The organism is Cryobacterium sp. 10S3 (genome assembly GCF_034344045.1).
In the GTDB taxonomy this organism is placed as follows: Bacteria; Actinomycetota; Actinomycetes; order Actinomycetales; family Microbacteriaceae; genus Cryobacterium; species Cryobacterium glucosi.
This window is the reverse complement of sequence record NZ_CP133773.1, coordinates 1636713-1661468: the sequence shown is the minus strand read 5'-3', so window position 1 is coordinate 1661468 and position 24756 is coordinate 1636713. Positions and strand designations below refer to the sequence as shown.

Below are 24756 nucleotides of genomic sequence, written 5' to 3'. Positions count from 1 at the left end.
CGGTCACATGCACAGCGTCCGTCAGGGGTCGGTACCCTCGTTTCCAGGTGTGAAACTCAAGATGAGAAGCCTAAAATTATGTGAGTAAGTCTCGCATTCGTGTTCGATTCGGGGTAGAATCGGGGTATGGCAGGAGCTTGGGATCCCCAGTCACACACCCCGCAGGCACCCGGTTCCGGGGTCGCGGGAGATCAGCCCATCGCAGGCGTCAAGTCGGCCCATCCGGTTGCGGTTGTCGAGGGTTTCGAGGGCGCGGAGGGTCTGGCCGGGTCGGTGTCGTCGGTGCATGCGGATGCTGTCGCCCGTCTCGTGGAGGCCCAGGCGGTTCTCGCCGAGGCCCTGGCCGCGATCCCGGTCGGGCTGCTCAGCGACACAGAAGCGGTCACGGCGCTGAGCACCGTGGAGGCGATCGGGCGGACAGTGGACGCGGCCAGGGTGAGCACGGCGACGGATGTGGACCGGCGGGCTCGGGTTTTGGGCCGGGAGGGCCTGGCCTGGCGGATGGGCTGCACGGGCCCGTGGGATGTCCTCACCCGGGTGACGCGGGTGTCGGCCCGGGAAGTGAAGCGGCGCACGAAGCTCGGCGACGCGGTGTTGCCGCGGCCGTGCGGCGGGAGCAGCTGGTTGCCGCCCTTGTTCCCGACCGTTGGAGCCGCCCTGGCAGCGGGGGAGATCGGGGTGGAGACGGCGGAGTTGATCGTGGCCGGGTTGCAGGTGATCAGTCACCGGGTGGCGCCGGATGACCTGCTCACGGCGGAGCGGGCCCTGGTCGCCACGGCGGCGGGCCTGATCACCCCGGAGACGGAGGACCTGGCGGGGGCGGGTGTGCCGGTGACGACGGACCTGATCCGGGGCATGGTCGCGCAGTGGCAGGCGGCCCTGGACCCCGACGGGGTCCTCCCAACCGAGGACCTGTTCGAAGCGAAGTCCAACATCGGCTTCGGACAACTCAAGAACGGGTTGTACCCCGTGAAGGGCGGAGTCACGCCGGAACTCTACGGGGTGATGAACACCCTCTTCGACGCCTTCCTCAGCTTCCACGCCCGCCCGGCGTTCCCCACCGCCGAGGAACAGGCGCTGATGGATTCGGGGCAGATGATCCCCGGCGCCGAGACCGCGGGTACCGACGCCGACACGGGCCCGGATCTGGACGTGATCGAGGCAGAGCTCCGGGAGCGCCGGGCGGATACCCGCACGAGTGGGGAGAAACGCGCCGACATCCTCCGGGCCCTGTTCGAACACGCCGCCCGCGACGAGGACACGCCCAGCATGGGCGGATCCGCCCCGACGGTGATGGTGCACGTCAACGCTGCGGACCTCGCCTCGGAGGTCGGGGTGGGGTGGGTCGACGGGGTCGAGGCCCCCGTGTCTTTGAAGACGGTGCATCAGCGCATCTGCGACGGCGGCTTCCAGGGCGTGTTGTTCGGGGCGAACAACGAAGTGCTCAAGCTCGGGCCGGAACGACGGTACTTCAACCGGGCCCAGCGCCGGGCGATTACCGCCCGGGACGGCGGCTGCATCATCCCCGGGTGCAAAGCCCCGGCGCACTGGGCCGAAGTACACCACGTGAAGCCCTGGGCGAAAGACGGCCCGACGACCGTCGACAACGGGGTCTTACTCTGCTGGTTCCATCACCACAGCATCGACACCTCCGGGTGGGAGATCCGCATGGTGAAGGGCTCACCGCAAGTGCGGGCCCCTGGGTTGATCGATCCGCAACGACTCTGGCGGCCACCGAACAGGCACCGCGCCCACCAGGTCCTCACCGGACCACCCAGACGCGACTAGAGTCCACCGGACACGGCGGCGCCTGTAGTGGAAGTGCTAGCCGCGGAGGCCGAGGATGGGCAGGACCTGGCTGAGGTCGCAGATGTCGATCGCGACATCCGCCTGTGCCCGCACGAGAGGCTTCGCGTTGAACGCGATGCCGAGACCCGCGACGTGCATCATCTTCAGGTCGTTCGCTCCGTCGCCGACGGCGACGGTCTGGGGGAGCGCGACGCCGAGTTCCGCCGCCCACTCCTGGAGGGTATCCGCCTTCGCGGTTGCGTCGATGATCGGCCCGACGAGGTTGCCGGTGAGGTGGCCGCCGACGACTTCGAGCCGGTTGGCTCGCCAGTGGTCGATGCCGAGGCTCTCCGCGAGCGGATCGAGCACTTCGTGGAAACCGCCGGAGACGACCCCGATTCTGCTGCCGTGGGCATGCAGTCCGGCGATGAGCTCGTGCACGCCCGGACTCGGGCGCACCAGGAGCCCGACGTCGGTGAAGACGCTCTCCGGCAGCCCGGCGAGGGTCTTCACCCGGGCACGGAGGCTCTCGGCGAAGTCGATCTCACCGCGCATGGCCTGCTCGGTCACCGCAGCGACGAGTTCGAGCGAGCCCGCAGCATCCGCCAGGAGCTCGATCACTTCGTTTTCAATCAGGGTGGAATCGGAATCGAGGACGACAAGGAAACGAGTGGGACGGGTCACGGGTGTACGTGCACGCCCTTGCCGACGACGGTGATGCCGGACTCGGTGACGCTGAAGCCGCGCGCGAGGTCACGGTCCCTGTCGACACCGACGGAGGCTCCGGCGGCGACGACGACGTTCTTGTCGAGGATGGCCCGACGGACGGTCGCGCCGGGCAGGATCTGCACCCGGTCGAAGAGAATCGAGTCCGCGATGTGGGCGCCGGAATCGATGGCCACCCACGGCCCGAGCACACTGCGCTCGATGTGGGCGCCGGAGATGACGCAGCCGAGGGACACGATCGAGTCGATCATCGTGCCGAGCGAACCACGCCCGTCACGGACGAACTTGGCCGGCGGCGAGTTGAGCTGCTGGCTGAAGATCGGCCACTTCTGGTTGTAGAGGTTGAAGACCGGGAGCGCGCTGATCAGGTCCTGGTGTGCCTCGAAGAAGGAGTCGATGGTTCCCACATCGCGCCAGTAGTACCGGTCGCGATCGGTGGAGCCCGGTACCTCGTTGCGCTGGAGGTCGTAGACACCGGCTTCGCCGCGGGACACGAAGTCGGGAATGATGTCCCCGCCCATGTCGTGGCTCGAGTCGGTGCGTTCTCCGTCACGCAGCACGGCCTCGATCAGGGCGTCGGCGTTGAAGACGTAGTTGCCCATCGAGGCGAACACCTCGTGCGGCGCGTCGGCGAGGCCGATCGCGTCCTTCGGCTTCTCGCGGAACTCCCGGATGTGGTCCGGAGTGGCCCCGTCGACCTCGATGACGCCGAACTGGTCGGCGAGGCCGATCGGCTGGCGGATCGCAGCGACCGTCGCCTGTGCCCCCGAGGCGATGTGGGCCGCGATCATCTGGCTGAAGTCCATGCGGTAGACGTGGTCGGCGCCGACCACGACGACGATGTCGGGCTTCTCGTCGTGGATCAGGTTGAGGCTCTGCAGGATTGCGTCCGCGGAGCCGGAGAACCAGCGCTTGCCGAGGCGCTGCTGCGCGGGCACGGACGCGATGTATGAGTTGAACAAGCCGCCGGAGACGTGCCAGGTCTGGGAGACGTGACGGTCGAGGCTGTGCGACTTGTACTGGGTCAGGACGACGATCTGGGTCAACCCGGAATTGATCAGGTTGGACAGTGCGAAGTCGATGAGCCGGTAGTTGCCGCCGAACGGAACGGCCGGCTTTGCGCGGTCCTCCGTCAACGGCATCAGTCGTTTGCCCTCGCCACCAGCGAGTACGATTCCAAAGATCTTCTTCGATGCCATGTCTTTACAGTAAGGGCATCCGGGGCCTGTGGCCACCCGAAAACGGTGTGTCGGATGCGATGCTGCGCTAGTTTTACTTTCATGCGAGTCGATCTGTTGACCAAGGAATATCCACCAGAGGTTTATGGCGGGGCCGGCGTGCACGTCGCTGAGCTCGTCAAGGCCCTCCGTACCGACATCGACGTCGTGGTGCGCTGCTTCGGTTCGCCGCGCGACGAACCGAATACCTTCGCATACGGCGTCCCAGCCGAGCTTGCGACGGCGAACGGCGCCCTGTCGACACTCGGCGTCGACCTGTTGATGGCCCAGGACGCCGCGGGCACCGACATCGTGCACTCGCACACCTGGTACGCCAACGGCGCAGGGCACCTCGCCAAGCTCCTGCACGGCGTCCCGCACGTCGTCACTGCACACAGCCTGGAGCCGCTCCGGCCGTGGAAGGCCGAACAACTCGGCGGAGGCTACCGGGTCTCGAGCTGGATCGAACGCACGGCCTTCGAGGCAGCGGATGCCGTCATCGCCGTCAGCGGGGGAATGCGGGCGGATATCCTCCGCAGCTATCCGGCACTCGACGAGTCCCGGGTGCACGTCGTCTACAACGGCATCGACCTCGAGGCCTGGAAGCCGACCGCGGACGAGGACATCGTCCGTTCGCTCGGCATCGACCCGACCCGACCCTCTGTCGTGTTCGTCGGACGGATCACCCGGCAGAAGGGACTCCCGTATCTTCTCCGTGCCGCAGCGTCTCTCCCGCCTGAGGTCCAGCTCGTGCTCTGCGCCGGGGCACCGGACACCGCAGAAATCATGGCCGAGGTGACCGCTGGAGTCAGGGCGCTCCAGGCCGAGCGCACCGGGGTCGTGTGGATTCCGGAACACCTGTCCCAGCACGACCTCTCCGCCGTCCTGACGGCCGGCACCGTCTTCGTCTGTCCCTCGGTCTACGAGCCTCTCGGCATCGTGAACCTCGAGGCGATGGCGTGCGGCCTCCCGGTTGTCGGTTCGGCGACCGGCGGCATCCCCGAGGTCGTCGACGACGGGGTCACCGGACGACTCGTGCCCATCGACCAGGTCAGTGATGGCACCGGCACGCCGATCGACCCTGACCGTTTCGTCGCCGACCTCGCCCGCACCCTACTGGAGGTCGTCTCAGACCCCGATCGTGCCGCGGAAATGGGCAGGGCCGGCCGGATCAGGGCAGAGGAAAAGTTCAGCTGGAGCCAGATCGCCACGAGCACCCGGGAGATCTACGCCGGGTTGCTCTGAGCCCCGCCCGGCGTGCCGACGCCTCGGCGACGGCAGATAACATGGATGCATGGTCAACGTTCTTCAATTCACCGACGTCTCCGTCGTCCGGGCTGGCACAACCATCCTCGACTCAGTGAACTGGAGTGTTGATGACGATCAGCGCTGGGTGATCCTCGGCCCGAACGGCGCTGGAAAGACCACGCTCCTCCAGATCGCCGCCGCGATGCTGCACCCCACCCGGGGCACAGCCGAGGTGCTCGAGGAGCCGATCGGCGGCACCGACCTGTTCGAACTGCGTCCGCGCATCGGCTTCGCGTCGACCGCGCTCGCCCGGAAGGTTCCGGCGGGTGAAAAGGTGATCGACGTCGTCATGACCGCCGCGTATTCGGTGACCGGTCGCTGGACCGAGGAATACGAGGCCATCGACGAGCGCCGCGCCCAGCGTGTCCTCCAGGAATGGCGCCTCGACCACCTCGCCGATCGCACCTTTGGAACCCTGAGCGACGGTGAACAGAAGCGAGTGCAGATCGCCAGATCGATCATGACCGACCCCGAACTGCTCCTGCTCGACGAACCGGCGGCGAGCCTCGACCTCGGCGCCCGCGAAGAACTCCTGCGCCTGCTCGGCGGTTATGCCCTCGAGCAGAGTTCACCGGCCATCATCATGGTCACCCATCACGTCGAAGAGATCCCCCTCGGCTTCACCCACGCCCTGCTTCTCTCTGGTGGACGCGTCGTTTCGGCCGGCCCCTTCGCGGAGTCTCTGACGGCGGACACCCTCACCGAAACGTTCGGCCTGCCGATCGGCCTGAGCGAGGACGCCGGTCGCTTCACGGCCCGTGCGGCCTGACGTTCGCTTCTGCTAGACTCGACAGTCGGTCCTCGGGCCGTGTAACTTTTTCCTGCCGCCGTTCCCCGGGCCATCCGGTCCGGACCGGCGCAACTCATATAAGGAAGTTTTCATGAAGTCTGACATCCACCCCACATATGCCCCCGTGGTCTTCCGCGACCTCGCGTCGGGTGCGACCTTCCTGACCCGTTCGACGGTCTCGAGCGCCAAGACGATCGAGTGGGAAGACGGATCCACCTACCCCGTCATCGACGTGGAAATCTCCTCTGAGTCGCACCCGTTCTACACGGGCAAGCAGCGCATCATGGACTCCGCCGGACGCGTGGAGAAGTTCAACTCCCGCTACAAGGGCTTCGGCAAATAAGACCGACGCACTCGAGCGCGATACACGAAAGGCGAGCAGCCACGGCTGCTCGCCTTTTCTGTACCCCGCGTTCCGTACCCCGCGCGGATGCCTGCGGTGCTGCTCGCGTTACCGCTCGGGCCACGCGCCGCTCGCGACGAACTTCGGGTCGCGTTCGCGGCGCATGTAGTCCTGGAAGCGCTCGGCCTGCTGCATGGACCACTGCACCTGCAGCTCGTGCAGTTCGGCGACCGTGCCCGGCAGCACGGCGACGTGGGCCTTCGCGATGGCCTGGGCGACCCTGCCCGCGGCGATCGCGTCCGCACCGGCGTCATGGGCGTCGTCGAGGGACACCCCGTAGTAGGCGCTCGTGACCTCGAGGGTGCGCTTGCCCTTGCGGTAGCGGTCCACCTGCTTGTCGATGACCAGCGGGTCGACGACGGGGGAGGGCGACACGAGTGGTGCGACCCCGTAGCGGATGGCCTCCCGGTTGAGCAGGGAGAGGTCGTACGGCGCGTTGTATGCCACGATCGGAAGGCCCCTGCTGAGCAGTTCCCGGATGGTCGCGACGATCTCGGTGACACCTTCGCCGGCGGCGCGCCCGTTCGCAACGGCCTGGGCCGTCGTGATGCCGTGCACGTTGGTCGCCTGCTCGGGGATCTCGATGCCGGGGTCGAGCAGCCAGTCGATGCGCTCGACGACGGCCCCTGAGACATCGATCACGGCCACCGTCGCCGAGACGATGCGACTCGTCTCCACGTCGATTCCGGTCGTTTCGAGGTCGAAGACGGCGAGGGTGTCACTCCAGTTGCTCATGGGGCCAGCCTAGGGCCGACCGCCGACATCCCCGGGCGTCGACGCCGCTCCGTCGCGCGCGTCCTGCGTAAACTGGAGGGGATGATTGTTCCTTCGCCATACGACGCCCAGCTCGCCCGGATCCCGGTGAGCGTTCACACCGTCCCGGTGCTCGGGACCGACACCCGCTACTGGGAGTACGGGGATCCCGCAGCGACGACGACGATCGTGATGGTGCACGGCTTCCGCGGCGACCACCACGGCCTCGAGCCCGTCGTCGCCCAGCTCGCGGGGTATCGCATCCTCTCGCCAGACCTGCCCGGCTTCGGCGAATCGGCGGCGCTCACGACCCTGGGACACGACGTGCCCGGCTACTCGGAGTGGCTCAGGGGCTTCGTCTCGGCGGTCGCCCCGACCGGGCGCACCGTGATCCTCGGGCACTCGTTCGGCTCGATCATCGTGGCCTCCGCCGTCGCGGGCGGACTGCCCGCGGATGTCGTCGTGCTCGTCAACCCGATCGCGGCGCCGGCCCTGTCCGGTCCCCGCGGAATCCTCACCCGCCTCGCGGTGTTCTACTACTGGTCAGCGGCCGCCCTACCGGAGCGGCTCGGCTTCGCCCTGCTCCGCAACCGCGTCATCGTGCGGGTGATGAGCATCGCGATGGCCAAGACCCGTGACCCCGCCCTGCGCCGCTGGATCCACAACCAGCACGACCGGTATTTCTCCGCCTTCTCCGATCGCCGGGTCGTGCTCGAAGCCTTCCGCGCGTCCGTCGGAAGCGACGTGAGTGAATTCGCCGCGCGCATTCCGCAACGCACCCTGCTGATCGCGGCGGACAAGGACGACATCACCCCCGTCGAGGCCCAGTACCGGCTGCGCGCGCTGTTCCCGGACGCCCGTCTCTATGTCATCCCCAACGTCGGGCACCTCATCCACTACGAAGTTCCCGCCGAAGCGGCAGAACAGCTGCGCCGCTTCCTCGACGAGGCGGCGTCGGCATGATCGGCCCCGGCATGATCGGCCCAAGCAGGATCGAGCTGACAGCATGAGGATCGTTTTCGACTGCCGCTACACCCGGTTCGACCGGCACGACGGCATCAGCCGCTACACCTCCGAACTCGTCACCGAGCTGAGCCGGCTGCACGCCGTGACGATGCTCATCAGCGACCACAGGCAACTCGCGATGCTCCCCGCGCTCCCGTGGCAGCTCGTGAACGCGCCCACGAGCATCCGCGAGCCCCTCGTCGGCCTCCGCGTCAACCGGCTGCACCCCGACGTCGTCTTCAGCCCGATGCAGACCATGGGTTCTTGGGGCCGCAACTACAGACTGCTGCTCACCGTCCACGACCTGATCTACTATCGCAACCGCACACCCCCGCGCGACCTGCCCGCCTTCATCCGGCTGCTCTGGCGGTTCTACCACCTGTCCTGGTGGCCCCAGCGGATGCTGCTGAACCGCGCTGACGGCGTCGTCACGGTCTCCGAGACGACACGGGCACTCATGCTGAAGCACCGCCTCACCCGCAAGCCCATCACGGTCGTCCCCAACGCCGCCGGTGCCCTCGGCGAGGCGGCAGGTGCAGGGACGGGCGTGCGTCGCACCGGGCCGGCAACGGGCAGCCTCGTCTACATGGGCTCGTTCATGCCGTACAAGAACGTCGACACGCTCGTGCGCGCCCTCGCTGACCTTTCCGGCCATGACCTGCACCTGCTCAGCCGGATCGGTGACACGGAGAAGGCCCGCCTGCAGGGGCTCGCCCCCGGAGCGCGGATCGTTTTCCACGACGGCGTCTCCGACGCGGAGTACGTGTCCCTGCTCGATTCGGCGACGGCCCTGGTGACCGCGTCCCTCGACGAGGGCTTCGGGATCCCCCTCGTCGAAGCGATGAGCCTCGGGATCCCGGTCGTCGTGAGCGACATTCCGATCTTCCGGGAGATCGGCGGTGAGGCCGCGCTCTACTTCGAACCGCGCGACGCCGGGGGGCTCGCGGCTGCCGTGCACCAGCTCGACGAACCGGGGGAGTGGGCGAAGCGCTCAGGGCTCGCCATCGACCAGGCCGCCCGGTACAACTGGGCGGACTCCGCGCAGATCCTGCTCCGCGCGATCCGGGAGACCGCTCAGCCCGAGTAGTGCGTGTTCTCCGCTAAACCGCGGATCGTCGCGTCGAAGTGCTCGAGCTCGAGCCGGCCGTCGGTCCAGAGGAAGTCGTGGACGGATCCGTTGGCGATGATCTCGTCGGGGTGCGGGCGCACGCCGGCGGTCAGGTAGCGGATCAGGGTTCCGATCACGCCGCCGTGGCAGACCACGAGTACCGCGTCACCCGGGAACTCCTCGGCCACGCGGCCGAGGGCCGGAAGCACCCTGTCGAGGACCTGTTGGCGCGACTCGAGGCCGGGCACCGGCATCCCGTTCGGGAACTGGCGCTGCCGTTCTGCGAACGTGAGGCCCTCGATGTGGCCGTGGTGACGCTCGGTGAGGTCGTCGATGATCTCCGGCCGCGGCAGGCCGAGTTCCCCCGCGATGATGCGGGCGGTTTCCGCGGCCCGGTCGAGCGGGCTCGAGACGATCTTCTCCCAGGCGGCGGAGCTCTCGGTCAGGCCGCCGTCGAGGCTGGGCGCCAACCCCGCGCGGCTGCGCTTGAGGAGCCGCAGGCCGGTCTCGGCGGCCTGGGCCCGTCCCGTCGAGTTCAGTGGGATGTCGGTGCGGCCCTGGATCCGGGTGGCGAGGTTCCAGTCGGTCTGGCCGTGTCGGACGATCGAAAGCCTGGTCTGCAACCGGTGCATGGTCTCGCGTGGCCCCTGTCTGCGCTGTCCTGTCTGGCGCTGTCCCGTCTGGCGACCAGGACCTCCTCTACCCCGTGAGGCGTTCGGCGAGCCCGGCCAGCACCTCGGAGGTGCCGGCTTCCAGCTTAACCAGTGCGCGCGCGTCTCCCTTGGTCACGCCCCGATTGATGACGATAATCGGCAGTTTGCGCCGGCGGGCCTGTTCGAGCAGGCGGATGCCCGAATTCACCGCGAGAGACGATCCGGCGACGATGAGCGCCTGGGCCCCGGCGACGAGGGCGGTGGCCTCGACGAACTTGACCGTCGGCACGAGCTCGCCGAAGAAGACCACGTTGGGCTTGAGCATCCCGCCGCAGACCGTGCACGCGGGGATGACGAAGCCCGTGAGGTCGGTGACGTCGGCGTCACCGTCCGGTGCGAGACGGGTGGAGTCCGGCCGCCGCAGGGACGGGTTGTCGGCTTCGAGGCGGGCCGCGATGCTCTCCCTGTCGAAGGCCTGGCCGCAGCCGAGGCAGACGACGAGATCCATCGAGCCATGCAGGTCGACGACGTAGCGGGAACCGGCCCTGGTGTGCAGCCCGTCGACGTTCTGGGTGATCACGCCGGAGATGACACCATGGGCCTCGAGGGCGACGAGCGAACGGTGCCCGAGGTTCGGCTCAGCTGCGCGGAACCGACGCCAGCCGAGGTGGCTGCCCGCCCAGTACCTGACCCGGGCCCTGGGGTCGTCGATGAAGGTCTGATAGTTCATCGGGGTGCGGACCGGCGCGCCCTTCCCCCGATAGTCGGGGATGCCCGAATCCGTGCTGAGCCCGGCGCCGGTCAGCACCGCAGCACGCTTTCCGCGCAGGAGTTCGGCGACCGTGTCAAGGGTGTCGGCCGAAACCTCGCCCGCGACGGGAATCGTCTCGGTGGTCATAACGCTCCGTCCTGTCCACTCCGAGTCTAAGCTGGCCAGTTTTCGTCCTTGTTACAGAACTCGGGTACGTGACCTCGAGTACGTGACCGGGTGAGACAACTGGCAGTCTGGACGTGTTCTCCTTCGAAAGGCAAATCACCGTGCAGATCATCCACATCGACTCCCTCGACCTTCCCGGTCTTGCCGACTACTCCCAGCTCACGGATGTCGCACTCCGGCGGAAGTCCGAACCGGCGGGCGGCCTGTACATCGCCGAGTCGACCAAGGTCATCGCGCGCGCCCTCGAGGCCGGACATCGCCCCCGCTCGGTGCTCCTGCAGGAGCAGTGGCTGCCCGACGCCCTCGAACTGCTCGCCGACTGGCCGGACGTGCCGATCTACGTCGGCGCGGCATCCGTGCTCGAAGAACTGACCGGGTACAACCTGCACAGGGGGGCACTCGCCGCGATGCACCGACCCGTGCTCGCGCCGGTGTCCGATCTGGTCAGGGGCGCCCGCCGGATCGTGATCCTCGAGGACATCGTCGACCACACCAACGTCGGCGCTATCTTCCGCTCGGTCGCCGGACTCGGCGCCGACGCCGTTCTGATCACCCCGCGCTGCGCCGACCCGCTCTACCGGCGCAGCGTGCGCGTGAGCATGGGCACGGTGCTTCAGGTGCCCTGGACCCGGCTCCCCGAGTGGGACGAAGCCGTTCCTCTGCTGCACGAAGCCGGCTTCCACCTCGCAGCACTCGCCCTCGCGGACAACGCGGTGAGCCTCGACGACTTCGCGATCGACCCGCCGGAGCGGCTCGCGATCGTGCTCGGCGCCGAGGGCGACGGGCTCAGCAGGCAGGCGCTCTCTGTCGCGGACACGGTCGTCACGATCCCGATGCTGCACGGCGTCGACTCGCTCAACGTCGCATCCGCGAGCGCGGTCGCACTGTACGCGCTGCGCTGACCGGGACTGCGCCGCGCCGCGGTGTCCAGCGTTTCCCTATCCGTGGATCGGTAAAGTGAGCGGATGCCTTCCGCGAGTCGTTCCACCATCCTGCGTCGCCGATTCGCGGTCCTCGGGGGCCTGCTCGTCGTGATCCTCCTCGGGGGCTACTTCGCGACAACGAGTGCCGCAGCACTTCCAGCGTCGGCGGCGACGCTCACGCAGCCTGCCGCGCTCACCCAGCCGGCGACGGCAATGAAATGGCCGGGAATCGGGGAGGGCGCGATCGGCGCCGTGGGCTACGACGGGGTGCTCGGCTCCAACGGCAGCCAGGCCGCCGTGCCGATCGCGAGCATCACCAAGATGGTCACCTCCCTCGTGCTGCTCGAGGCGAAGCCGCTCGCGGCCACCGAGGCCGGTCCCGACGTGAAGTTCACCGACGCCGATGTGCAGATCTACTACGACGTGCTCGCCCAGGACGGCTCGGTCGCCCCCGTCGTGTCCGGGATGGTGCTGAGCCAGCGCCAGGCCCTCGAGGGCATGCTGCTGCCCTCCGCGAACAACTACAGCATCACCCTCGCGAACTGGGCGTTCGGTTCTGTCGACGCGTATCTGAAGGTCGCCAGGGCCTGGCTCACCGACCATGGCCTGACCGGGACCACGATCGCGGACACGAGCGGGATTTCGCCGCTGAGCGCCAGCACGCCGGCCGACCTCGTCGAGATCGGCAAACTCGTGCTGAAGAACCCGGCGCTCGCCTCGATCGTCTCGGAGAAGACGGCCACGCTGCCGACGATCGGGACGGTGACCAACACCAACGAGATGCTCGGCGAGCACGGTGTCGACGGCATCAAGACCGGGACGACGGACGAAGCCGGCGCGTGCCTGCTCTTCTCCGCGGACTTCACCGTCGGAGACACGACCGTGACCCTCGTCGGGGTCCTGCTCGGCGGGACCACCCACGACACCCTCGACGCCGACATCGGGCGGCTCATCGAGAGCGTCAAACCCGGCTTCCGTGAGGTCACCCTGACCGAAGCCGGTGCGTCCTATGGAGCGTACGCGAGCGTCTGGGGGCAGAACGGTTCGGTCGTGGCCGCCGAGAAGGTATCCGCCCTCGTCTGGTCTGACACGGCCGTCACGGGCGTCGCAACGGCCCGTTCGGTCGGGGTCGGCTCGGACGGAGACGCCGTCGGGTCTCTCGACTTCGTGGTCGGCACCCAGAAGATCAGTGTGCCCCTGGTGCTGGACGGCACACTCAGCGATCCCGGACCCGGCTGGCGCTTCACGCACCCTGGCGAACTCCTCGCGTCCCGCTGACGCCTCTGCGCTGTGTGAAGAGCTGGGCTACTTGACGGCCTGGCGGAACGGCCCGGCCTCCGGGCGTTTGGGCAGCACGTGGTCCCCGGACGACTGGTGCCTGATGCGGCGCAGCACCCACGGCACGAGATACTCCCGCGCCCAGACCATGTCCTCGCTGCGCGCCTGGCGCCAGGTCTGCGCGGGCAACGGCTCGGGCTCGGAGGGTTCGAGACTGTTGGGCACGTTGAGCACGTCAAGCACCATCCGGGCGACGGTGTGATGTCCGAGGGCGTTCAGGTGCAGCCGGTCGGGCGCCCACATCCGTGCGTCCTGGATCTCGGTGAGGGCCCACAGGTCGGCGACGACGCAGTCGTAGCGCGCAGCGACGGCACGGATGTTCTCGTTGTAGATCGCGATCTTGCCGCGGATCCCGCGGAAGACCGGGGCGAACCCGACATCGGCGCCCGTGAACAGCACGATCGTGGCTCCGTCGCGGCTGAGCAGGCGCACGGCCTCATCGCACCGGGCGGCGATCTCGTCGGGGTCTGACCCCGGTCGGATCACGTCGTTGCCGCCTGCCGAGAAGGTGATCAGGTCCGGATGCACGTCGAGGGCCTGCTCCAGCTGCTCGTCCATGACCTGCCGGATCAGTTTGCCGCGCACGGCGAGATTCGCATACGCGAAGTCCGTCGAGCCCTGGCTGAGTACCTCGGCGACGCGGTCTGACCAGCCGCGGAATCCTCCCGGGCACGCGGGCTCGGGATCCCCGACACCCTCCGTGAAGGAATCGCCGACGGCTACGTACCGCGACCAGGGATGCAATGGCGTTGTCATCAGTCCATTCTCCTCGTTTGCACGAAACTGTCGGTTCACCTTGCTAGGTTCTATTGAAGTGACTACCTCAGCAGCGTTCGAACCGAACCAGGGAACGAGTGCAGCCGAACACCTGTCCCCGTCGTTCCCCGGCCGGGCCGCCTGGGGTACCGCGACCAAGCTGCGCGCCTGGCAGGAAGAGGCCCTGGCCGCCTATTTCGTGCACCAGCCCCGTGACTTCCTCGCCGCCGCGACACCGGGAGCAGGCAAGACCACGTTCGCACTGCGGCTCGCCTCCGAGCTTCGTGCGCGGCACCTGATCGACCGCATCACCGTCGTAGCCCCGACCGAACACCTCAAGCGCCAGTGGGCGGATGCCGCCGCTCGCGCGGGCATCCGCCTCGACCCCTCGTTCAAGAACGCGGACGGGCGTTACGGCAACCACTTCCACGGTGTCGCCGTCACGTACGCTCAGGTCGCCAGCCGGGCCGCCCTGCACCGCGAGCTCACCCAGTCCAGCCGCACCCTCGTCATCCTCGACGAGGTGCACCACGGGGGCGACGCCCTCAGCTGGGGCGATGCGATCCGGGAGGCCTTCGAACCGGCGACCCGCCGCCTCTCCCTGACCGGGACCCCGTTCCGGTCAGACACCTCGCCCATCCCCTTCGTCAGCTACCTGCCGGACGAGCACGGCATCCGTCTCTCGCAGAGTGACTACAACTACGGCTACGGTCGCGCCCTTGCCGACGGCGTCGTGCGCCCGGTCATGTTCATGGTCTACGCCGGGCACATGAAGTGGCGCACGCGTGCCGGCGACGAGATGGAAGCCAAACTCGGCGAGGGCAACACCAAGGACATCACGAGCCAGGCCTGGCGTACGGCGCTCGAGCCGACCGGGCAGTGGATCCCCGCCGTGCTGCGCGCCGCTGACTCGCGCCTCACCCAGGTCCGGCACGGCATCCCGGACGCCGGCGGCCTCGTCATCGCAACGGACCAGTCAGCCGCACGCGCGTATGCCACCATCCTCGAGGAGATCTCCGGGGAACCGGTGACCGTCGTGCTTTCTGACGAGAAGGAGTCGAGCGACCGGATCGACGAGTTCTCGAAGAACACCCGGCGTTGGATGGTCGCCGTCCGGATGGTGTCAGAGGGTGTCGACGTTCCCCGGCTCGCCGTCGGCGTCTACGCGACGAGCGCATCGACACCCCTGTTCTTCGCGCAGGCCATCGGCCGCTTCGTGCGCGCCAGACGGCGCGGCGAGACGGCCTCGATCTTCCTGCCCAACGTGCCGAGCCTGCTGAGCCTCGCCAACGCCCTCGAACTCGAACGCGACCACGCGCTCGACCGGAGCAACAGGGACGACGGCGACGACGGGATGTACAACCCCGAAGATGCGATGGTCGCCGCGGCGAACCGGGATGAGAAGGGGTCGGACGGACTCGGCGAGGACGAGTTCACCTGGCAGGCGATCGACTCCCAGGCGACCTTCGACATGGTCATGTTCGACGGCGACGAGTTCGGCCAACTCGCCGAACCGGGAACGGACGAGGAATTCGACTTCATCGGCATCCCCGGACTCCTCGAGCCGGAACAGGTTTCTGAGCTGCTCCGGCAACGGCAGTCCCGCCAGGCCAAACGGTCGACCGACCGGCGAAAGAACCCGGTCACGGGCGAGATCGCCCCCGAGGAACCGCCGCCGCTTTACCGCACCCTCAAGGAACAGCGGACCTTGCTCGCGAGTCTCGTGGGCATGTGGTCGAAACTCGCGAATGAGCCGCACGGGATCGTACACGCCGAACTACGGCGGGTCTGCGGGGGACCCGCAGTTGCCCAGGCGAGCGTGACCCAGCTGCAGAACCGGATCGACTTGCTGCGTCGCCGCCTCGGCCGCAGCTGAAGCCACCGCCTCGCGCGATCGATCCTCGATCGTTACCCGGTCCGGGCGCAGACCCTTGCGTCAAGGAATGATTCGTCGCATAAGCTCTTAGGGACGAAAGAGTGTGACTGATGGAACCGAAGAAAGCCGAAATCGACAGGGTCGACCGGGCATTGCTGAAGGCCCTCTCGGTCAACGCGCGGGCCTCCGGCGCCGCACTGGCTGCCGAGATCGGTGTCGCCGAGTCAACCGTGTCGCTCCGGTTGCGCCGGCTGCAGCAGCTGGGCCACATCCGCGGGTACCGGGCGAACATCGACCTCGCAGCCCTCGGAGCCTCCCTGCAGGCGCTCATTTCCGTGCGGCTCGTCAAACACGCCCGGGTGCAGATCGACGACTTCCGTAATGCCGCTCCGCACTGGCCCGGCGTCATCGGTCTCTTCCACACCGCGGGGGCCGACGACTACCTCCTGCACGTCGCGGCGGCGAACGCGTCCGCGCTGCGTGACTTCGTGCTCGAACATCTCGCCGAGCATCCTGCTGTCGCGCACACCGAGACCAACCTCATCTTCGAGTACGTCGACGGTGACGGCTGGCAGGACCTCGTCAACTAGTCGACGACCGTCCCCTCACTGAGCGCGGTGACGGTGCGGAAAGTCTTCCGGCGGGCGCCCGGTCGCCAGGATCTCGGCCGGTCGCCTGCCGGCGTCAGACCACGGTCCGGCCAAGCCCAGCACGGCGAGGGTGCTGGTCGGCATCGGTATCCACGTTCCGGTGAGGAGTTCGGCGAGGCCGGTGATCCCGGGATTGTGCACGACGAGAACGACCGTGTGGTCCTCGTCGGGAAGCTCCCTGACGACGTCGAGCAGTTCGTCGGCGGATGCCGCATAGCCGCGGCTGTCGACCACGGTCGGCGGCGATTCCGTCAGTTCACCCTCGGCGATTTCCCAGGTGCTGCGAGCGCGGTGCGCGGGGGAGACGACCGCGAGATCGATGTGCCCGATATTGCGGGCGAGCCACGCTCCGGCGAGCGGCGCCTGGCGCAGTCCCCGTTCGGCGAGCGGGCGCTCGAGGTCGGAGACCTCGCCGGACCAGTCGGACTTGGCGTGCCGCAGCAGGATCAGGGTGCGCTCACTCATGCCCTGAGTCTGCCACCGACGGCCGGACAGGTTGTGCGAAATCCGGCTCCTGACAGGGCGAACGGAATCTGGGATGATGCCCTCAGCGCACCTGAACGGACGACAGGGACCGGAGGCACATGACCAAGAACAGGCTCGAAGCGTTCAGCGATGGCGTGCTCGCCATCATCATCACGATCATGGTGCTCGAGATCCGGGTCCCGGAGGAACCGACCTGGCAGGGGCTCGTGACCATCCTGCCCACGCTGTTCAGTTACCTGCTGAGTTTCCTCTACATCGGGATCTACTGGAACAACCACCACCACTTGCTGCGCCTCGCCTCCGGCGTGAACGGCGGCATCCTCTGGGCGAACCTGCACCTCTTGTTCTGGCTCTCCCTGTTCCCCTTCGCTACGAGGTGGAGCGACGAGTCCGGCTTCGCCGAGGTCCCGGTCATGGTCTACGGGTTCACGCTGCTCCTGGCCGCCGTGGCGTTCTACATCCTGCAGCGGACCCTGATCCGTTACCAGGGCGCCGACGGAGCCCTCGCCAGGGCCCTCGGACGGGACTGGAAGGGCAAGGGCTCGCCCTTCATCTACCTGGCCGGGATTCTGCTCGCCCTGGTGCAGCCGCTCGTGTCCATGGGCGTTTTCGCGATCGCCGCACTCATCTGGCTGGTGCCGGACCGGCGGGTCGAGCGTTTCGTCGGAGACGGCCGCGCAGACTAGGGCGGCGGCGAGAAAAGCTTCGGCTTAACGAAGTAATGCCCCCGCCGAAGCGGGGGCATTACTGGAGCTCTCTGGGCGAATGACCTCGGTCAGACGCAGTTCAAGCAGTGTGCTGATTCAGCACTGAGCAGAATCAGAGGGCGCGGATGTTCTCGGCCTGGGGACCCTTGGGGCCCTGGGTTACCTCGAACTCGACCTTCTGGTTCTCGTCGAGGGACTTGTAGCCATTGGAAGCGATCGCGGAGTAGTGCGCGAACACGTCGGCGCTTCCGTCGTCGGGAGCAATGAATCCGAAGCCCTTTTCAGCGTTGAACCATTTCACGGTACCTGTTGCCATTTTTGAAACTCCTCCAGGAGTGTTAGACCGACCCCGACTGTCGGGGCCGTTCGTCGCGGTATTCGTCGTCCGCTTCCGAAAGGAATACGCCGCATGGACCGAAGTCCGTGCGTTTTAAGACGTGCAAGCACTACAACTACTGGGACAAGACTAGACCACTTCGCTCGGTAAGAACCGGATTTGGGGCGAATTCGAGTCATAACCGTTACGTTTTATGAATATTTCGCCCGAACAGGGGCGGTATTCAGCCCACCTGTCAATCGACGGTCGCGAAGTCGATGAGCTGTTCGACCCTGCCGAGGAATGCGGCCTCGAGGTCGGCATACGACCGGACCCGGCCCAGGATGCGTTGCCAGGCCCTGGCGATGTCGGCCTGGTCCTCGTGCGGCCAGCCCAGGTGCTCGCAGATCCCGTGTTTCCACTCGACCGTGCGGGGGATCGTCGGCCAGTCCTTCATCCCGAGTCGCTCGGGTTTGACGGCCTGCCAGACGTCGACGTAGGGGTGCCCGACCACGAGGACGCTCCGCCCGTGCGGGCCGCGAGCGACGTTCTCGGCGATCCGGCTCTCCTTGGACCCTGGTACGAGGTGGTCGACGAGCACGCCGACCTTCCTGCCTGGTCCCGGGCTGAATTCGGTGAGGAGTTCCTCGAGGTTGTCGACTCCCTCGAGGTATTCGACGACGACGCCCTCGATCCGGAGGTCGGCGCCCCAGACCTTCTCGACGAGTTCGGCGTCGTGCCGACCCTCGACGAAGATCCGGCTGCCGCGGGCGACCCGCGCGCGGGTCGCGGCCATGGCCAGGGAACCGGATGCCGTCCGGGCGCGTTGCTGGGCCGCCCTGGCGGGCACGACGAGTCGGACGGGCTCCCCGTCGATCAGGAACGCTGAGCCGAGGGGAAAGAGCCGGAGCGCGCCGTGCCGGTCCTCGAGGGTCACGATCTGCTTCTCGAGGCGCACGATGGCGCCGCAGAACCCCGTGGCGACTTCTTCGACGACGAGGTCGCGGACGGCGTCGTGGGTCGGGATGACCTTCCGTCCCACCTCGCGCCAGCCCGGCCTCAGGGCGTCCTGTCCGTATCGATCGTCATTCACCCGTTCGACGTTAGCCGAAGACCCACGGGAGAGGGACGGCTCTCTCAGCGGAAATCCCGGGAGGTCGTCGGCGCCGCGAGGGTGAGGGTTTCGAATTTGTCGGCGAGGAGATTCGTGACGCCCTCCGGGGAACGCTCCAGGATGCCGCGCACCACGAGCGCGGGCGATTCCCTCGCGATTCTTCGGTAGCGGTTCCAGACGCCGATTCCGGCGATGACGTTGAGAGTCCCGGTTTCATCCTCGATATTGAGGAAGGTCACCCCGCCGGCGGTCGACGGGCGCTGCCGGTGGGTGACGACGCCGCCGACCTGGATCCGGCGTCCGGACTCGGCGGCGGGAAGCCGGTCGATCGGAAGGGCACCGCGAGCGGCCAGGCCCGCGCGCGCGTGGCTGATCGGATGGTCGTCCGGGGAGATGCCGGTTGCCCAGAGATCATAGACGACCTGTTCGACGGGGCTGAGCAGGTCGAGCAGAGGCGGCTGCACGGTGACGGCGGTTCCGCTGAGGTGGTTCGGTCGTTCGGTCGCCGCCTCTCCGGCCGTCCACAGCGCGGTCCGCGGTTCGAGCCCGAGACCGGAGAAAGCACCGGCGGCGGCGAGCGCCTCGAGCTGTTCCGTGTTCAGGCCGACCCGCCCCGCGGCATCCGCCATCGACAGGTACGGCCCGTTGAGGCCGCGCTCTGCGACGATGCGGCCCGCCAGGTCGCCGCCGATGCCGGAGACCTCGGCCAGGCCGAGGCGCACCGCGAAGTCGCCGTCCCTGCGGTGGTCTGCCCAGTCCGGCGGAACAGCTCGGTCGAAGGGAGGCACCGGAGGCTGCTCTGGGCACAGGCACACCGAACGGCGAACTGTCGGGGGACCGTCGGTGGTTTCGAGGCCCGCGTCGGCGCCCGATCGGAGGATGTCCGGACGGAGCACGGTGACGCCGTGGCGGCGGGCGTCCGCGACGAGCGACTGCGGAGAGTAGAAGCCCATCGGCTGGGCGCGGAGGAGGGCGGCCAGGAAGGCGCCGGGGTAGTGCAGGCGCAACCAGGCGCTCGCGTACACGAGCAGGGCGAAGCTGATCGAGTGGCTCTCCGCGAAGCCGAAGTTGGCGAAGGCCTCGATCTTGGCGTAGATCGTGTCGGCCACGTCCCCGGTGATGCCGTTCGACGCCATCCCGGCGTAGAGCCGGTCGCGGAGGGTGGAGATCTTCTCGATGCCGCGCTTGGATCCCATCGCGCGACGGAGCAGGTCGGCGTCCTCGCCGGAGCACCCGCCGACGGCCATGGCCATCTGCATGAGTTGCTCCTGGAAGAGCGGGATGCCGAGTGTGCGTTCGAGCACGGGCTCGAGTTTCGGGTGCAGGTACGTCACCGGTTCCTGGCCGAGCTTGCGCCGGATGTAGGGATGCACGGCGCCGCCCTGGATGGGCCCCGGCCGGATCAGGGCGATCTCGACGACGAGGTCGTAGAAGCGGCGCGGCTGGAGGCGGGGCAGGGTGCCCATCTGGGCGCGGCTCTCGACCTGGAAGACTCCGACGGAGTCCGCCCGGCAGAGCTGGTCGTAGACGCCGGCTTCCTCGCGGGGGATGGTCGCGAGGGTCCAGGTCTCGCCGAGGTGTTCTGCGGTGAGGTCGAAGGTGTACTGGATGGCCGCGAGCATGCCGAGTCCGAGCAGGTCGAACTTCACCAGGCCCATCCAGGCGCAGTCGTCCTTGTCCCACTGCAGCACTGTCCGGTTGTCCATCCTGGCCGGCTCGATCGGGCAGACCTCGCCGACGGGGCGGTCGGTCAGGACCATGCCGCCGGAGTGGATGCCGAGGTGCCTGGGGGAGCCGAGCAGCTGCTCGGCGAGGTCGGTCACGAGCGGGGGGATGTCGTGTTCCGGACTCGAGGCGGATTCGCTCCAGCGCTCGACCTGCTTGGACCAGGCGTCCTGCTGGCCCGTGCTGAAGCCGAGCGCCTTGGACATGTCGCGCACGGCGACCTTCGGCCGGTAGGTGATGACGTTCGCTACCTGGGCCGCGTTGAGCCTGCCGTAACGGCTGTAGACGTACTGGATGACCTCCTCGCGCCGGTCGGAGTCGAAGTCGACGTCGATGTCCGGCTCCTCGTCGCGAAGGCTCGACAGGAAGCGTTCGAAGGGGAGCCGGTAGAAGATGGAGTCGACCGCGGTGATGCCGAGCACGAAGCAGACGGCCGAGTTCGCCGCAGAGCCGCGGCCCTGACAGAGGATGCCGCGGCTGCGCGCGAACCGGACGATGTCGTGCACGATCAGGAAGTAGCCGGGGAAGTCCTTGGCCTCGATGACCGCGAGTTCCTTCTCGATGCGCTCGAGCACCGACGGAGAAGCTCCCGGGTACTTCTCGGCGACGCCGTCCGTGACCAGGGACCGCAACCAGGTCATCGGTGTGTGCCCCGCAGGGACATCCTGGCGGGGAAGGCGGGGGCGCGCCCGGCGTAGCGAGAAGGCGAGTTCGGCGGCGAGCGGAACGGTGTTCGCGACCGCGCCGGGATAGCGCGCGAACCGGGCGGCCATTTCGGCGCCGCCGCGCAGGTGCGCTCCGTCGGAGCCGGGGAGCCAGCCGTCCATCTGGTCGAGGCTGCGCCGGGCGCGCACGGCGGCGAGCGCGGAGGCGAGCCGGGAACCTGCCGGCGTTGCGTAATGCACGGCGTTCGTGGCGAGCACCGGCAGGCCCGCGTCAGCGGCGAGGCCCGCGAGGGCGTCGTTGCCGGCGCTGTCCGCGGGGTAGCCGTGGTCGTACAGTTCCACGAAGACGTTGTCCCTGCCGAAGAGGCGCACGAGTCCGGCCAGTTCCCTCGCCGCAGCAGCAGGCCCCCCTGTGACGAGAGCCCGGCGCACGGCGCCCTTGCGGCATCCGGTCAGCACGGCCCAGGTGCCGTCGGCCTGGGCTGCGAGATCCTCGATGTCGTAGACCGGACGGCCCTTCTCGCCTCCCGCGAGATGGGCGCTCGTGAGGGCGGCGGCGAGCCGATGGTAGCCGGCCTGGCCGCGGGCGAGAACGAGCAGGTGGGAGCCGACCGGGTCGGGAACGCCGGCCTGCGGCTCGCCGAGGCCGAGGGACAGCTCTGCTCCGAAGATGGTGGCCAGGTTGGGAAAGCTCTCGGCCGTCTCGGCGAGGCGCACGGCGCCGTAGAGCCCGTCATGGTCGGCCAGGGCGAGAGCGGAGAGTCCGAGCCTCGAGGCCTCCTCGAGCAGGGCCTCCGGCGAACTCGCGCCGTCGAGGAAGCTGAAGTTGGAGTGCGCGTGCAATTCGGCGTACGGCACGAGGGCAGCCCGCGTGGTTGAGCCGGCCGGAACGGCGGGCTCCGCCGGGCGGTATGGCCTGCGCCTGCCCGACCACGCCGGGCTGTCGCCGCCGTCGGCTCCCGCGGGCGGACCGCCGGGGCGGCGCCGGTCGGAGAGGGCGCGCTCGAGTTCGGACCACGGGATCGGGGGATTGCTCCAGCCCATCAGTCGGTTCCGTTCTGAGTCATACCGTTGTCAGCCATACCGTTCTCAGCCATACCGTTCCCAGTGGTTCCGTCGTCAGTCATACCGGGCCTCCGCAACCCAGCGGGCGGACTCGAGCAGGAGCAGCCAGGCCGCGCCCGATCCGTCCACGAGCTGGAGGCGATGGCCGTGGTGCGCCCTGGCGGGATCCCACCAGCGTTCGACGAGCGGCCAGGGTCCGGCCCAGGCCGTGACAGGGGACAGGTCGTCGGTTCGCCCGGTTTGAGAGAAGGCGGCAGGAGTCCCGGAGAGGATGCCCCGCTCGTCGACGCCGACGGCAGCGCCGTCCGTGGCGTGGAGCAGGACCGACGGCGATTCCAGGAAAACGGTCGCGGGGGAGAGCCCGGGGAGGCTGCCAGGCCAGGGCGCCGTGGCCGTGCGTTCGCGTGCCGAGGCCGGCTGGGCGGGGACGACGGGGACGGCGTCGCCCCAGGGAACGAGCACCCGGCGGTCCCTGAGTAGCCGGCCGCCCGCACTGATTGCGGTGAGCACCCCGTCGTGCCCGAGCAGGCCCTGGACCCGGGTGAGCGCGTGGTGGATCCGCTCGTCTGGCCCGGAGTCCCAGAGACCCTGCTCGTGATCGGCTGTCGAGTCCACGCGTTCGGGGATGATCCGCACCCGGGTGATGGCGGCTTCGAGCTCGCTCGCACCGGGGCCGGCCCCCTGCAGTTGCCACCGCACCCGGTCGGCGATGTCCGCGCCGGTGAACCAACGCGGATGCCGCCACGAACGCGTGTGCACGGCTCCTGCCCCCGCCGCGGCCTCGGTGCACACCTCGATCGTGACTTCGGTGCAGACCAGGCGCGAGGCGGCGAGGTCGCCGACGAAGGCGTCGAGTCCCGCCCGGATGGCGAAGGTGACCTGGTCGACCCTGTCGAGGGGAGGTTCCCAGTCGAAGGCCACCTCCCGGTGGCGGGGAGGGACCCGGGGAACGACTCGGCCATCGTCCGCCGCCCCTGCGATCCGGTGGGCGCGGGCCGCTGCCGCTCCGAACCGGTGCCGCACCCGGTCGGCGGGGAGCGCCGCGAAGTCCCTCAGCGTGTGCACGCCCAGGCGGCGCAGCAGGGTCGCGAGGTCCCTGTCGATGAGCCCGGCGTCGACGAGGGTCGTGACCGGGCGGACGGCGAGAAAGGCCGCTGACCCCCCGGGGAGAACCACCCTGACCGGGGTGGGGGCCTGGTCCCTGGCGACCTGTTCCGCGGCGAAGGCGCCGTCCGCGATGCCGACCCGGGCGCCGGGGATCCCGAGCCCCGCGACGCACGCGACGAGGGCGTCCGCGGCCGCCTCTTCGCTGCCGTAGAAACGGGCAGGCCCGCGGGAGCGGATGGCGCAGAGTCCGGGACGCAGGACCTGCACGCCGGGTGTCGTGTCCTCGAGCCGCTCGATGACGGGTTCGAAGGCCCGGTCGTCGAGTACGCGGTCGTAGCCGAGCACGACGAGCTCCGGGCAGCGGAACTGGGCCTCGCGGGCGGCGAGTCCTCTCCGCACGCCCGTCGTGCGGGCCGCCGGCGAGCAGGCAAATACGATGCCGCGGTCGACGAGCGCGAGGGGCACGTCCTCCGGGAGCCCGGCGCGCACCCTGGCCGCCGTCACGGGCCAGTCGGGGCACCAGAGCACCAGGGTGCGCTCGGGTCCGTGCGGGTGCCCCACTGTCGTACCGGTGAGTGCTGTCATTGTCAGACCGCCTCGCTGTACCGGTGCGCGCCGAAGGGGATACCGAGGCGGGGCGGGTCGACGGACTCTGCCTCCGCCGGGCCGCCGGCGAGCGACATCCGTGCGGTGCGGGGTGCGCCGGAGCGCGCGGACGCCGCGACGGTCACCTCGCGTCCCGTGAGGTGACCGTGACCGTCGCCGAGCCCGGTCCAGGTGCTTGAGCGCACGGAGAGCCTCGCCTCGGCCTGCGGCCAATCGCCGGCGACGAGGAGTGTGCACCCGCGTTGCCGGAGCCGGGCGGCGAGCCGGGAGGCCTCCGCCTCCGAGACCCGCCGCGTCGGTCGCACCGCGACGACGGGGAGAACGTCCGCGAGGGCCGCCGTGAGGGTGAGCCACTGGTCGCCCGGCGCAGGGACCAGGACGAGGCGCGTGAGGTCGATGCCGAGGCTCGTCGCCGCTTCGGGGCCGAGGTCGGGCAACCCGATGATCCCGCACCAGGACCCGGCCTGGGACGGCCCGGCGAGGAGCGCGAGAATGAGGGAGACGGAGCCGTCCACGGTGTAGACCGACCCGGGCCTGAGCGCGCCGCCCGGCAGGAGGCCGGCGAATCCCGTTGCCGCCTGGCGGCTTTCGAGTCCCGCCCGAGTGGATTCCATCCCGCGGATGCGCGCCTGCAACCCGGCCGCGAGTTCTCGCGGGTCGGGTCCGCTGCGGGGGACGGGGAAACTGGACACCCCACCATATTCGAACAGACATTCGATTAAGTCAAGACGATG

Annotated in this window: 23 protein-coding genes; 11 read left to right on the top strand and 12 right to left on the bottom strand. The window is 68.5% G+C overall.

From position 1 onward, the window contains the following. Positions 1-126: 126 nt before the first annotated feature. Positions 127-1788 (top strand): HNH endonuclease signature motif containing protein, encoded by a 1662-nt coding sequence (locus tag RHM57_RS07735; RefSeq protein ID WP_322189696.1) that lies wholly within the window; start codon positions 127-129, stop codon positions 1786-1788. Positions 1789-1824: 36 nt separating this feature from the next. Here the strand turns inward: RHM57_RS07735 and serB are convergent, their stop codons facing one another. Next, positions 1825-2472 carry a phosphoserine phosphatase SerB gene (gene serB, locus RHM57_RS07730; protein ID WP_322189695.1) on the bottom strand — a complete coding sequence of 216 codons (648 nt, stop codon included), beginning with the start codon at positions 2470-2472 and terminating at the stop codon, positions 1825-1827. Then, positions 2469-3713 (bottom strand): glucose-1-phosphate adenylyltransferase, encoded by a 1245-nt coding sequence (locus RHM57_RS07725; RefSeq protein WP_134446608.1) that lies wholly within the window; start codon positions 3711-3713, stop codon positions 2469-2471. Before RHM57_RS07725 ends, serB begins: the two co-directional genes overlap by 4 nt. Before the next feature lie 81 nt (positions 3714-3794). Between RHM57_RS07725 and glgA the strand changes: the two genes are divergently transcribed. The 3 genes from glgA (at position 3795) to RHM57_RS07710 (ending at position 6172) form a co-directional block, all read left to right on the top strand. Then, on the top strand, positions 3795-4976 hold the full coding sequence (gene glgA / locus RHM57_RS07720) for a glycogen synthase (RefSeq protein WP_134446607.1): 1182 nt from the start codon (positions 3795-3797) through the stop codon (positions 4974-4976). Between the two features lie 49 nt (positions 4977-5025). Beyond that, positions 5026-5808 (top strand): ABC transporter ATP-binding protein, encoded by a 783-nt coding sequence (locus RHM57_RS07715; protein WP_134446606.1) that lies wholly within the window; start codon positions 5026-5028, stop codon positions 5806-5808. 112 nt (positions 5809-5920) lie between these two features. Then, entirely contained in the window at positions 5921-6172 is a 252-nt protein-coding gene (locus tag RHM57_RS07710; RefSeq protein WP_134446605.1) for a type B 50S ribosomal protein L31, read from the top strand. Between the two features lie 108 nt (positions 6173-6280). On the opposite strand, the gene RHM57_RS07705 is transcribed toward RHM57_RS07710, so the two are convergent. Continuing rightward, the gene (locus RHM57_RS07705; RefSeq protein ID WP_134446604.1) at positions 6281-6967 is read right to left on the bottom strand and encodes an exonuclease domain-containing protein; all 687 of its coding nucleotides are present in this window, start codon (positions 6965-6967) and stop codon (positions 6281-6283) included. A gap of 81 nt (positions 6968-7048) precedes the next feature. Between RHM57_RS07705 and RHM57_RS07700 the strand changes: the two genes are divergently transcribed. Together RHM57_RS07700 and RHM57_RS07695 are read left to right on the top strand one after the other, a co-directional pair. After that, the gene (locus tag RHM57_RS07700; protein WP_134560141.1) at positions 7049-7948 is read left to right on the top strand and encodes an alpha/beta fold hydrolase; all 900 of its coding nucleotides are present in this window, start codon (positions 7049-7051) and stop codon (positions 7946-7948) included. A gap of 43 nt (positions 7949-7991) precedes the next feature. Continuing rightward, a complete protein-coding gene (locus tag RHM57_RS07695; RefSeq protein ID WP_134560143.1) occupies positions 7992-9077 on the top strand; it encodes a glycosyltransferase family 4 protein in 1086 nt (361 codons plus the stop codon). On the opposite strand, the gene RHM57_RS07690 is transcribed toward RHM57_RS07695, so the two are convergent. Together RHM57_RS07690 and RHM57_RS07685 are read right to left on the bottom strand one after the other, a co-directional pair. Beyond that, positions 9065-9721, bottom strand: coding sequence for a histidine phosphatase family protein (locus RHM57_RS07690; protein WP_241975454.1), 657 nt, complete (start codon positions 9719-9721; stop codon positions 9065-9067). The genes RHM57_RS07695 and RHM57_RS07690 overlap by 13 nt on opposite strands. A 76-nt stretch (positions 9722-9797) precedes the next feature. Beyond that, positions 9798-10649 (bottom strand): Sir2 family NAD-dependent protein deacetylase, encoded by an 852-nt coding sequence (locus tag RHM57_RS07685; protein ID WP_322189694.1) that lies wholly within the window; start codon positions 10647-10649, stop codon positions 9798-9800. A 140-nt stretch (positions 10650-10789) separates the two neighbouring features. On the opposite strand from RHM57_RS07685, the gene RHM57_RS07680 reads away from it, so the two are divergent. Both RHM57_RS07680 and RHM57_RS07675 read left to right on the top strand, forming a co-directional pair. Continuing rightward, positions 10790-11590, top strand: coding sequence for a TrmH family RNA methyltransferase (locus RHM57_RS07680; RefSeq protein WP_134446599.1), 801 nt, complete (start codon positions 10790-10792; stop codon positions 11588-11590). A 63-nt stretch (positions 11591-11653) separates the two neighbouring features. Beyond that, a complete protein-coding gene (locus RHM57_RS07675; protein WP_322189693.1) occupies positions 11654-12889 on the top strand; it encodes a D-alanyl-D-alanine carboxypeptidase in 1236 nt (411 codons plus the stop codon). Positions 12890-12916: 27 nt separating this feature from the next. On the opposite strand, the gene RHM57_RS07670 is transcribed toward RHM57_RS07675, so the two are convergent. Beyond that, positions 12917-13705: an SGNH/GDSL hydrolase family protein gene (locus RHM57_RS07670; protein ID WP_134446597.1), complete on the bottom strand. Its 789-nt coding sequence runs from the start codon at positions 13703-13705 to the stop codon at positions 12917-12919. A gap of 58 nt (positions 13706-13763) precedes the next feature. Between RHM57_RS07670 and RHM57_RS07665 the strand changes: the two genes are divergently transcribed. Together RHM57_RS07665 and RHM57_RS07660 are read left to right on the top strand one after the other, a co-directional pair. Then, positions 13764-15581 (top strand): DEAD/DEAH box helicase, encoded by a 1818-nt coding sequence (locus RHM57_RS07665; RefSeq protein WP_134446596.1) that lies wholly within the window; start codon positions 13764-13766, stop codon positions 15579-15581. 110 nt (positions 15582-15691) lie between these two features. After that, positions 15692-16171 carry an Lrp/AsnC family transcriptional regulator gene (locus RHM57_RS07660; protein WP_134446595.1) on the top strand — a complete coding sequence of 160 codons (480 nt, stop codon included), beginning with the start codon at positions 15692-15694 and terminating at the stop codon, positions 16169-16171. A gap of 15 nt (positions 16172-16186) precedes the next feature. On the opposite strand, the gene RHM57_RS07655 is transcribed toward RHM57_RS07660, so the two are convergent. Beyond that, positions 16187-16696, bottom strand: a complete 510-nt coding sequence (locus RHM57_RS07655; protein WP_134446594.1) for a SixA phosphatase family protein — start codon at positions 16694-16696, stop codon at positions 16187-16189. A gap of 119 nt (positions 16697-16815) precedes the next feature. Between RHM57_RS07655 and RHM57_RS07650 the strand changes: the two genes are divergently transcribed. Then, complete coding sequence (locus tag RHM57_RS07650) at positions 16816-17403, top strand: TMEM175 family protein (RefSeq protein WP_322189692.1); 588 nt, start codon at positions 16816-16818, stop codon at positions 17401-17403. 133 nt (positions 17404-17536) lie between these two features. On the opposite strand, the gene RHM57_RS07645 is transcribed toward RHM57_RS07650, so the two are convergent. From RHM57_RS07645 to RHM57_RS07625, 5 genes are all read right to left on the bottom strand, one after another. Further along, positions 17537-17740, bottom strand: coding sequence for a cold-shock protein (locus tag RHM57_RS07645; RefSeq protein ID WP_035840308.1), 204 nt, complete (start codon positions 17738-17740; stop codon positions 17537-17539). 256 nt (positions 17741-17996) lie between these two features. Further along, complete coding sequence (locus tag RHM57_RS07640) at positions 17997-18833, bottom strand: DUF3097 domain-containing protein (protein ID WP_134560153.1); 837 nt, start codon at positions 18831-18833, stop codon at positions 17997-17999. A 44-nt stretch (positions 18834-18877) separates the two neighbouring features. Then, positions 18878-22288, bottom strand: a complete 3411-nt coding sequence (locus RHM57_RS07635) for an error-prone DNA polymerase (protein WP_322189690.1) — start codon at positions 22286-22288, stop codon at positions 18878-18880. 75 nt (positions 22289-22363) lie between these two features. Beyond that, positions 22364-24001 (bottom strand): DNA polymerase Y family protein, encoded by a 1638-nt coding sequence (locus RHM57_RS07630; RefSeq protein ID WP_322189689.1) that lies wholly within the window; start codon positions 23999-24001, stop codon positions 22364-22366. Between the two features lie 2 nt (positions 24002-24003). Continuing rightward, positions 24004-24714: a hypothetical protein gene (locus RHM57_RS07625; RefSeq protein ID WP_322189688.1), complete on the bottom strand. Its 711-nt coding sequence runs from the start codon at positions 24712-24714 to the stop codon at positions 24004-24006. Positions 24715-24756: the final 42 nt, after the last annotated feature.